Genomic DNA, 9,974 nt, shown 5'->3' with positions numbered 1-9,974 from the left:
GTCCAGTGCCGGGTTGCCGTCGAAGAAGCCAATCGGCTTGAGGTGGAATCCGGTGTAGGCACAAGGCATTACGGGCCAGTCCTCCGGACGCACCACGTGGTGGGCGCCAAGGGTGTACCAGAGCACGACGTCGGTATCCTCCAGCGGCGCGTCGTCGGCGATGAACTCCGGCAGGCCTTGCGCATCCGCTGACTGGTACATGTAGTCGCCTGCCGCGAACTTCTCCGCCTCGTCGTACTTGGTGACCCAGAGGTTGTGCTGCACGAACCGTGCCCGGTCGTAGATGTAGGAACCCTCCTGCACCATCACGGGCACGATCTCCTTCGGCACCAACTTGTAGGCCACCGGGGCACCGAGCTCATTGCGCTTCGACGGGTTGGTGATCTTCCAGTACCGGCCCGTCTTCCAATCCCAGTCGCGGGCGCCCTCGGCCTCGGACGCCACCAACGTGTCCCGGGTGATCCAGGCGTTGTGATGCGGGTTCAGCGCGGGGTCGGGCTCGGGAATCGAATCGACCTCGTAGACACTGTTTCCCGCCCCATCGACGCTCATGTCGAGCCGGAAGTTGAAGAAGTGCTGGTGATTCGGCCCGTAGACACCGGGGGCGACGAGCTTGCCCCACCGCGGCAGCTCCCCCTCGGGGATGGAGCCCGTGGTCAGCACGCCGGACAGCTTGACCTCGACCTCGATGGAGGCGTCGTTGTAGAAGTACCAGAAGAATCCGTACTCGTAGTTGCCGACCGTGCAGATCATCGAGATGACCAACCGCCGCGAACGGCGCACTTCGACTTCTTGAGTGCGAAAGTCAGTGTGCTTCCAGGAGATTCCGTAGTCCTCCTCGTGCATGCAGATGGCGTTCGGGATGGTCACCGCGTTGCCGTCGGAGTCATTGACCGTGCCGTCGAAGTAGTGGATTTCGCCGAGACAGTCGCAGCCGAGCGTCAGCGGGTTGGCCGAGAAGCCCATTCCCACCTCGCCCATGTCGAAGACGTTCTTGTTCCAGTGGGTCGGCGACGTGTCACCGTAGGGCACCACCATCTCCGACAGAGACCCGCGATATATGATGGGCCTGGTCTCGCCGCGGTCGGTGTAGGTGACCTCGTGCAGCGTGATGCCCTCACGCGGGTTGAAGCCGATGCGTAGGGACCACTTCTGCCACGTGACGTGCCAGCCGTCGACGGTGAAGCTCGGACCGTCGGGCTGAGTGATCTCGATCGGCTTGACGTCCGAGCGGAACTCGCTGAATGCCGGGCGGTTGTTCGGGTCGAACATGAACCGCTCGTCGTAGTTGCCCGCGGTCGGCGGCATGGGGACCACGCCGTAGTCCTCGATGTCGACGATCTCCATGTTGTCGAGGTCGAACGTGACGATCAAACCCTCCACCGGGCGCGCATAGCCGTGCTCCGACGGCGCCGCCCGCATGAATGTCAGCGGCCGGCAGATCAGCGGGGAGTTGTCGTAGTGGTCACCCTGCCCGTAATAGCCTGCGGGCCAAGGGTCGATCATCGCCAGGTCGAAGTCGGTGATGCCACGCTTGCGCATCGCCTCCTGCCACCGCGGGTCCTCGCGAACCTTGTCCTCCACCCCCGTCATGTGCTCGACCAGATAGGAGGGGAAGCGGCCGGGAATCGACTTCCACGAATCGATGACCCTCGCGCCGAGGTCGACGACGGCCTCGTAGATCATCTTGGCGGCACCGTCGTACATGGTGGCGAACGCGCAGCGTGGCACTTCGAGGCCGTCGAACTTCAGCGCCGCGGTCTTTGCCGGCTCAGCCAGCTGAATCATCACGAACTTCAATGTCGCCGACGAATATTCGGATTCCATGATGATCGAGGCCGCCGACTGGATCTCGGCGCCCGAGAGCGGATCGAGCGGGTAGTTGGTCTTGTCCTCGGTAGCGTCCGCGCGGAGCGTGGTGCTGTCCAGGGTCATCGTTCAGGCTCCCTCAGGGGTCGTGGTTTCAGACTTCTTGGTCTCGAAGACCGCCAGATGTGCCAGCGAGTCTTCCTTGCTTACCTTGTGCGCCGATCGGCGGCCGAAGACGAATACGACCAGACCGAGGGCGAACATGCCCACGCTGATCCCGCCGACCCACGTCATCCAGGTGCTCTGCGGGACGTCGATCCACGGGGTCACGAACGAGTAGTAGACGCCGCCGATGGTGCCGAGCGTGCCGACGACGACGACGATCCACACGCCGACCATGCCGCCGGGGATGCGCCAGAACTTCTCGCTGGCATAGCGATCGGCGTACTTCTTCCGCGCGACGATGACCGGAATCAGGAAGAAGAATCCCGACAGCAGCCACACCGTGCTCAGCCCGCCCTGCAGGTAGATGGTGACGTTCGCCATGCTGCTCTGCGAGTACAGCCCCACCAGGATCAGCGACGACAGCACACCCTGGATCAGGATGGCGGTCACCGGGTTTCGAGTGCGCGGATTGAGGTGCGTGAACACCCGCGGCAGGTGACGCTCCAAGCCGGAGACGAAGATGAGTCGCGAATAGGCGACCTGGTAGGTCATGAGTGCCACGATGATGATGCCAGCCAGCACGACCGCGCAGATTTCCATCAACCCTGGGAAACCCGAGACACCGAGGGCGCCGATGACACCGGTCACCGGATCGATCTGGTCGCCGGGAAGAGCCATCATCGTGCCGAGCGTGGTCAACAGGTAGATGGCCACCAAGGCCGTCGAACCCCACAGGATCATCTTCGGTCCGCTCTTGCGCACCGACAGGAACTCCGCGCCCATGTTGTACGGGGTCTCGACGCCGAGCAGGTACAGCAGCACGGTCCCGTAGAGGAATCCCGCGACGGCGAAGTTGGGCACCGTCGCCTCGTGCATGTTGAACGGGGTGGCCGAACCGTGCTTGGTGGCGAAGAGGACTCCGCAGATGAAGATCACCAGTGTCAGGACGCCGTAGACCACGAAGACGATGTTCATGATGCGTTGATTGGCAGCGAGTTTCGCCAGCGCCAGCCCCACCACCGTCCACAGGATCACCAACTGCAGGATGATGCTCGTCGTCAATCCAAGTTCCGTGTGGAAGGCCAGGAGAAGGAACTGCAGAACGACCGCCGGCGAGGATGCGGCGTTCAGGATCACCGGGACCCAGGACAGATAGCCGCCGATGAAACCCCACGTCTCACCCATGGTTCGGGTGGCCCAGATGTACACGCCGCCCTGGCCCGGCCACAGGTTGCCGAGTTCCACCACGGCCATACCTGCGGGGATCAGGAAGGTGAGGATGCCGAGAACCCACATCGGGATCGCCGTCCACCCGCCTGCGGCCATCACCGACGAACCTGTCACCCAGCAGATGATGAAGACGTATGCCGCGGTGAGGCCGAACGTACTCATCACCTTGGGCAGGATCTGTTCGGGGACGAGCTCGGTCGTCAACAGCGCGTCGCGGTCGGACGGCCGCGTCGCTTCCATCTCTTGTGTCATTGCTTTTCTCCCAATCGGATCGAATCCCACTCGGGGACCGGGTCAGTTGACGATCTGTCCGTCTTTCATCCGTACGACGCGGCTTGCCTCATCGGCGACAATCGGGTCGTGGGTGCTGGCGACAACGGTGACGCCGATGGTCGAGCACAGGTCGCGCAGCATTCGCACGACCGTCTCGCCCGTCTTGTGATCCAGATTCGCCGTCGGCTCGTCGGCGAGGACGAGCGTCGGGTTGCTGATCAGCGAGCGCGCGATGGCGGTGCGCTGCTGTTCACCACCGGACATCTTGGTGGGCTGATGGTTGATGCGGTGGCTCAGCCCCACCAACTCGAGGAGTTCGGTGGCGCGCTTGCGCAACGACTTCCGGTCATACGGCTCGAACATCAGCGGTAGCTCGACGTTCTCGACCGCGGACAGGAACGGGATCAGGTTGTAACTCTGGAAGATGAAGCCGATGGTGTCGTGGCGCAGCGCGGCGAACTGGCTCTCCGTGAGCTGCCCGGTGACCTTGCCTGCGACCTTCACCGTCCCCTTGGTCGGTCGGTCCAGCCCGCCGATGATGTTGAGCAGCGTGGACTTGCCGCTGCTGCTTGGGCCCATCAGGCAGACGAATTCGCCTGGCATCACCGAGAGTTCGGCGGCGACGAGCGCCTTGACGACCTCGTCGCCCAGCTTGTGCAGCTTCCAGACGTCGGATACTTCGATGACCGGCGCCACCTTGGTCTCGGCATCTGGCGCCTCGGCCGTGGCGACGACGGTGGTTTCGTCGGTGTCTTTGATGACCGTCATGAATCAGCCTCCCGCGGAGAGCGAACGGATCGGGGGCCGCGACGCTGCGGTCCACGTGGGCAAGATGCTCGTCGCCAACGCGGCGACGATGCTGACGACGACGGCTATCCCGCCGCCGAGAAGGAGTCCGCCGACGGCGACCCCGGTGGGAACGAAACCCGTTGCGCCGAGCAGGAGTGCGACGGCGGCGGCCAGGGCAGCGCCGACGATCGCGCCGAGCACGGCGGAGACAACGGGTTCGACGAGCAGTGCGGCCACCACCGGAGTGCGGGGCACGCCGTTGGCGCCGAGGACGCCGAGTTCCTTGGTGCGATGTGCGACCGTCCGAGTGGTCGCGACGGCCACCTCGACGACTCCGACCAACAGCACCATCACGGCGATCAGCACGACCGCGCGGCCGATCTCGTCGGCATGTCCCAGCGACGCGGACTGGGCGCGGATTCCGTCGGACATCCCGAACACCAGGACGACGAGGAATGCGCCGGTGGCCGTGGTGACGACGGGCAGGATCATCTCGCCGATGCGCCGCCGCGCGGCAAGCCAACCGTAGGCCAAGCCCTTACTCAGCATGATTCCCCCGTCGCTTCGCTCGCCCTGGGCATGATTCCCCCGTCGCTTCGCTCGCCCTGGGCATGATTACCGATCTCCCAACAAGTCGACTGGACGTTGCTGCAACAACCGGTGCACGGGAACCAGCGCGCCCACAATCGCCATGGCAGGCAGGAACGCGGCGACCATCGCCGATGCCTGCAGCCACGCCATCGGTGTGGCGATACCCGGAATCACCAGTGCCACGGCGATTCCCGCACCAGCGATGCCGATCACGTAGGCGACGACGAAGACGATCGCCGACTCGACGAGGAAGAAGTAGAGCACCTCGTCGGCCAAGCCGATGCTGGACATGATGCCGAATTCGCGCTTGCGTTCCTGCACTGCCGCCAGGAATGAGGACACGGCGATGACGAAGCCGAGGCCGAGTCCGATCGTCGAGATCAAACCGAGCGTCGAGCTGGTCACCTTGCCCGAGAACAGGGCCGAGAACTTCTGCTCGAAGGTCAGTGGCCCGTTACCGCCGACGGTGTCGTAGATCAGACCCGCACCCGCGGCATCGGGCATCACCGCAGGATCCGAAGTCGACGGCAGACCCGTCGCGGCGCCAAAGGTCTGCGCTAGGTTGCGGTCCTTTTCCTGACCTGCCGGGGCGAAGACCGTCCACCACCCCTTCTCGCCGACGACCGACCGGGCCAGTCCGGTGGCGACGGCGGCGGATTGGCCGCCGCCCGAGATGCCGACGGCGAGACTCTCACCGCCGATCTCCACCCGGTCGCCTGCAGTCACGTTGAGACGGTCGGCCAACGCGGATCCGAAAACTGCTTGGCCGGAGGGAATCTCGTCATTGCCGCGCAGCGACACCGCGTTACGGTCGATCGTCGTGACACCGGAGAGCGTGTGGGTGCCCCGCCAACCTGCGGGAAGCGCCAGCTCGGGTGCAGGGCCATCGGCTACCAGCGCCTGAGCATCCGGGTCGAAGTGCACACCGGCGGCAGGTACCGCCCACAGTTCAGCGCCTCCAAGTACGTCGGTCACCGAGTCGGCGCCGGTGATGGCGAAGCTCGACGAGATGGTGCGGACGACGGCGACGCACGCTATCGCCAACGCGATGCCAAGGACGGACAGCACAAACCGTTCGGGCCTGCGGCGAATGTTCGCCAACGCGAAGCGGACGAGATACCCGAAGGTATTGCCCGACGCGGTGGCGATCGCCGGTGATCGAACGGTCGTGGGTGCAGTGGACTCCACAGCAGGGATGTTCGGCCCGTCGTGTTTCTTCGGTGGCTACTAGTGATGTCCGGCGCGTTAACTCGACCTAAGTGGGGTTACGGCGCTGTGTCACACGGACAACGGATTCCGTCGTCGAGATTGTGTCGGAGTGTCGACATCGTCCTCGAGCGCGCGCCTCTGGCGGCACCTGCGAAGCGCCACGGAATCACCGGGTCGTCCCTACAGTCAGCCAGATGCGAACTCTCGGCGCCGCACTCGGCGTCATTGCCCTGCTCGCCGCGGGGTGCACAGAACCGCCCACGCCCGAGCCCGAACCGAAGACGGCTGCCTTCGAGTCCGCGCCGTGCCCCGTGCCGAACCTGCGCGGCGTGCCGAGCCTCGACCTCGGGCCAGAATTCTCCTGCGGATTCCTGGTGGTGCCGGAGGACCGGGCCCGACCTGACGGTCGCACCATCAAGATCGCGGTGGCCCGTGCCAGGGCCACGTCGGCGAACCCGAAACCAGACCCGATGCTGTACGTGGCCGGCGGTCCTGGCGGCCCCGGCCTGCCGCTGGGAAACACGTTGGTAGCGGCGGGCATCAACCGCGACCGCGATGTCATCCTCATCGACCAACGCGGTACGTTGCACGCACAACCCGCGCTGACGTGCCCCGAGATCGACGAGTTCGTCGCCGCAGCCACGGGAATGTCGATCATGGCGCCCAGTACCGCAGAGAAGGATCTCGCCGCCGTGCGGGCCTGCCATGCCCGGCTGGTGGGCGACGGCAACGACCTGGCGTCGTTCGATACGAGTGAAAATGCCTCGGACATCGCCGATCTCCGCACCGCACTCGGCCTGGTGGTCTCGGCCACCCTGAACACATCACTGATTCCGTCGCTCCCCAAGGTGATTCACGCGATCGCCACCGGAGATCCCGCCCCGGCCGCGGCGCTGTTGCTCGGATCCCTCAGTCCGCCCGATCTGGTGGGCTACGGCCTGACCTATGGCGTGTTCTGCCGGGAGTCCGTGGCGTTCACCGACACGGCTTCGATCCTCGCCGCGGCACGGCGCGTCCTTCCGCGGCTCCCGTCCGAGGTGCTCTCACTGCCACCGCAGGCGCCCCAACTGGTGGACGAGTGCGCCGCGTGGAACGTCGGGCGCGCCGATGCAGCCGTGCACGAAACGGTGCACAGCGACGTGCCCGCGCTGTTGCTCGCCGGCACGCTGGACGCGGTCACCCCACCAAGCCAGGCCGATCTGGCGGCCGAGGGCCTCCCCAACGGGCGCGTCGTCCGCATCGCGGGTAGCGGCCACGACGTGCTCAGCCGGTCCCCGTGCGCGCAGCAGATCCTCGTCGACTTCCTCGACGACCCAACCGGTTACGACGCCGGATGCGCGGCCACCCTGCCACTGCCGACGTTCGATGATTAGCGGCCGCCGCTTCGGAGTCGGCGGAACGGGCTGGCCTCTTCGAGCTCGTAGGCGAGTTCCAGTAGCGTCGCCTCGCGGCCCAGCCGGGCGCTGAGCATCACGCCGATCGGTAGGCCGTTCACGGACTCGGCGAGCGGCAACGAGATTGCGGGGTCACCCGTGACGTTCTGCAGGGGTGTGAAGGCCACCCAGTCCACGAGTTTCTCGATGATCTGGTCATAGTCGGCCGTGGGGTCGACGTGTCCCACGAGGGGCGGAGCGTCCGCAAGTGTCGGGGTGAGCAGTACGTCGTAGTCGCGTATCGACTTCAACGTCCGCAGGCGCAGGGTGGAGAGCCGGACGATCGCCAGCGGCAGCCGGTGCAGATTTCGGCTGGCGAGCCTCTCCAGACCGAGGGTGAGGTTGTCCAGCCGCCCGCGGTCGAAGGACTCGCCGAAGCGGCCCTGTCCCCCACGCACCAGCGCGAACGCCAGCAAGCCCCAGTAGAGAAGGAAGTCGTCGATGAAGGACTGCGGAACGGGCGGTTCGTCGAGATACTCGACGCGGTGTCCCAAACCTTCGAGCAGCTCGGCGGTGGCGAGTGTGTGGCCGCGGATCTCCGGACTGCACTCGCGCTTGACCGACCTGGTGAACACCGCGACCCGCAGGCGGTCCCGTCCAGGTCGTGTGACGTCACCGATCAATGGGAGTTTCGGGCTGCGCCATACCTTTTCGACCTCACGGTAGAAGGCCGCCGTGTCCCGCACCGAACGAGTCAGCACCCCGTTCGCCACGATTCGGATCGGCATCTCGCGCATGTTCTTGTCCAGGGGCAGTCGACCACGCGTCGGTTTGAGGCCCACCAGGCCGTTGCACGACGCCGGGATCCGGATCGACCCGCCGCCGTCGTTGGCGTGGGCGATCGGCACCACGCCGGCCGCCACGAAAGCGCCCGACCCGGACGACGACGCTCCTGCGGTGTAGTCGGTGTTCCAGGGATTGCGCACGGCACCCAGCCGGGGGTGTTCGGCAACGGCGCTGAAACCGAACTCGGACAACTGCGTCTTGCCAAGCGCGACGAGTCCGGTGGACAGGTAGGCGCGGGCGAAGTCGCCGTTCGCACGCTCGGGTCGGGGCTGCCACGCGTCGGCGCCCTCCATCGTCGGCATGCCCGCCACCGCGACGTTGTCCTTGACGAAGGTCGGCACGCCGTCGAAGTAGCCGCCGTAGGGCGTCTTCGCCGATGCGCGGGCGCGGGCCGCGTCGAACGCCTCGTAGGCGAGCCCGTTCAGCTGCGGGTTGACCTTCTGGGTGCGCGCGATGGCCGCCTCGGCGACGTCCAACCTGGATACCGCTCCCGAGGCGAGGGCCTCCACGACGCCCGTCGCGTCGAGCTCGCCAAGTGCGTCGTCGTCGAACGCGGAAACGTAGGTCATGCGCCGACGCTAGCAACACACGTGTGCAATAACGCGTGGTGGGTCGTGGACTACCCCCGAACGAGAAGAAACCCCGCGCCGACCGGGATCACCGGTGGGGACGCGGGGTCTCCTGATGAACGACGTGGTGTGTCGCTCAAGTTTCTTGCAGCGCTAGGCGCGACCGACCTCGAAGCGGACGAACCGGGTCACGGTCAGTCCGGCGTCGTCGATGACCGCCTTGACGGTCTTCTTGTCGTCGGAGATGGCCTGCTGGTCCAACAGGACGACGTCCTTGAAGTAGCCGGTGAGGCGACCCTCGATGATCTTCGACAGCGCCTGCTCGGGCTTACCTTCTTCGCGGGCCGTCTCCTCGGCGATGCGGCGCTCGTTGGCAACGGCATCGGCGGGTACGTCATCGCGGGTCAGGTACTTCGCCTTCATCGACGCAACCTGCAGAGCCACGGTGTGCGCGACCTCCGCATTGCCTCCGGTGTACTCGACGAGAACACCGACGGCAGGCGGCAGATCCGACGACCGCTTGTGCAGGTACACCTCGACGGTCCCGTCGAAGTACACGGCACGGCGCAGCTCGAGCTTCTCGCCGATCTTGGCGGACAGGTCCGCGATGACCTGCTCGACGGTCTTGTCACCGACGCGGGCCGCCTTCAGCTCGTCGACGTCGGACGCCTTGGACTCGGCAGCGGCCGCCACGACCTGCGCGGCCACCGACTGGAACTCCTCGTTCTTCGCGACGAAGTCCGTCTCCGAGTTCAGCTCGATGAGCGCGCCGCCCTTGGCTGCGACCAGACCCTCGGCCGTCGCACGCTCGGCACGCTTGCCGACGTCCTTGGCGCCCTTGATCCGCAGCACCTCGACAGCCCGCTCGAAGTCGCCATCGGCCTCGACCAGGGCGTTCTTGCAGTCGAGCATGCCGGAGCCGGTCAGCTCCCGAAGTCGCTTGACGTCGGCAGCGGTGTAGTTCGCCATCTAGGCCTCCGTGGTGGTCGTCTCGGTGGCAACGGCTCCCGCTTCGGCGGGAGCAGCCGCCGGTGCCGTCGCGGTGGCAACGGCCCCCGCTTCGGCGGGAGCAGCCGCCGGTGCCGTCGCGGTGGCGAGCAGTTCCTGCTCCCACTCGGGC

Annotated in this window: 8 protein-coding genes; 1 reads left to right on the top strand and 7 read right to left on the bottom strand. The window is 65.9% G+C overall.

Annotated features, from left to right (window positions below; genetic code table 11):
- The 5 genes from ACRDUX_RS26950 to ACRDUX_RS26930 all read right to left on the bottom strand — a co-directional run.
- On the bottom strand, window positions 1–1,935 hold a 1,935-nt coding region (locus ACRDUX_RS26950), incomplete at its 3' end, for a primary-amine oxidase (protein ID WP_526418265.1).
- Window positions 1,936–1,938: 3 nt separating this feature from the next.
- Entirely contained in the window at window positions 1,939–3,456 is a 1,518-nt protein-coding gene (locus ACRDUX_RS26945) for an amino acid permease (RefSeq protein ID WP_526418263.1), read from the bottom strand.
- Between the two features lie 42 nt (window positions 3,457–3,498).
- Window positions 3,499–4,245 carry an ABC transporter ATP-binding protein gene (locus ACRDUX_RS26940; RefSeq protein ID WP_526418261.1) on the bottom strand — a complete coding sequence of 249 codons (747 nt, stop codon included), beginning with the start codon at window positions 4,243–4,245 and terminating at the stop codon, window positions 3,499–3,501.
- Window positions 4,246–4,248: 3 nt separating this feature from the next.
- Entirely contained in the window at window positions 4,249–4,815 is a 567-nt protein-coding gene (locus ACRDUX_RS26935) for an FtsX-like permease family protein (protein WP_526418259.1), read from the bottom strand.
- A 66-nt stretch (window positions 4,816–4,881) separates the two neighbouring features.
- The gene (locus tag ACRDUX_RS26930) at window positions 4,882–6,054 is read right to left on the bottom strand and encodes an ABC transporter permease (RefSeq protein ID WP_526418267.1); all 1,173 of its coding nucleotides are present in this window, start codon (window positions 6,052–6,054) and stop codon (window positions 4,882–4,884) included.
- A gap of 206 nt (window positions 6,055–6,260) precedes the next feature.
- Here ACRDUX_RS26930 and ACRDUX_RS26925 point away from each other — a divergent pair, with 206 nt between their 5' ends.
- Window positions 6,261–7,439, top strand: a complete 1,179-nt coding sequence (locus ACRDUX_RS26925) for an alpha/beta fold hydrolase (protein WP_526418257.1) — start codon at window positions 6,261–6,263, stop codon at window positions 7,437–7,439.
- On the opposite strand, the gene ACRDUX_RS26920 is transcribed toward ACRDUX_RS26925, so the two are convergent.
- Window positions 7,436–8,854 carry an amidase gene (locus tag ACRDUX_RS26920; protein ID WP_526418255.1) on the bottom strand — a complete coding sequence of 473 codons (1,419 nt, stop codon included), beginning with the start codon at window positions 8,852–8,854 and terminating at the stop codon, window positions 7,436–7,438. The two genes, ACRDUX_RS26925 and ACRDUX_RS26920, sit on opposite strands and share 4 nt — an antisense overlap.
- A 153-nt stretch (window positions 8,855–9,007) precedes the next feature.
- Window positions 9,008–9,823, bottom strand: a complete 816-nt coding sequence (gene tsf, locus ACRDUX_RS26915) for a translation elongation factor Ts (protein WP_526418254.1) — start codon at window positions 9,821–9,823, stop codon at window positions 9,008–9,010.
- Window positions 9,824–9,974: the final 151 nt, after the last annotated feature.

Source organism: Mycobacterium sp., assembly GCF_050701675.1.
Lineage (GTDB): Bacteria > Actinomycetota > Actinomycetes > Mycobacteriales > Mycobacteriaceae > Mycobacterium.
The sequence above is the reverse complement of the archived record's forward strand: the minus strand, read 5'-3'. Positions and strand labels throughout refer to the sequence as shown.

Bases quoted from the DNA above. Each gene is read 5' to 3' on its own strand.
- ACRDUX_RS26935 (WP_526418259.1), bottom strand. From the start codon at position 4,815: ATGCTGAGTAAGGGCTTGGCCTACGGTTGGCTTGCCGCGCGGCGGCGC.
- ACRDUX_RS26945 (WP_526418263.1), bottom strand. From the start codon at position 3,456: ATGACACAAGAGATGGAAGCGACGCGGCCGTCCGACCGCGACGCGCTG.
- ACRDUX_RS26925 (WP_526418257.1), top strand. From the start codon at position 6,261: ATGCGAACTCTCGGCGCCGCACTCGGCGTCATTGCCCTGCTCGCCGCG.
- ACRDUX_RS26920 (WP_526418255.1), bottom strand. From the start codon at position 8,854: ATGACCTACGTTTCCGCGTTCGACGACGACGCACTTGGCGAGCTCGAC.
- ACRDUX_RS26940 (WP_526418261.1), bottom strand. From the start codon at position 4,245: ATGACGGTCATCAAAGACACCGACGAAACCACCGTCGTCGCCACGGCC.
- tsf (WP_526418254.1), bottom strand. From the start codon at position 9,823: ATGGCGAACTACACCGCTGCCGACGTCAAGCGACTTCGGGAGCTGACC.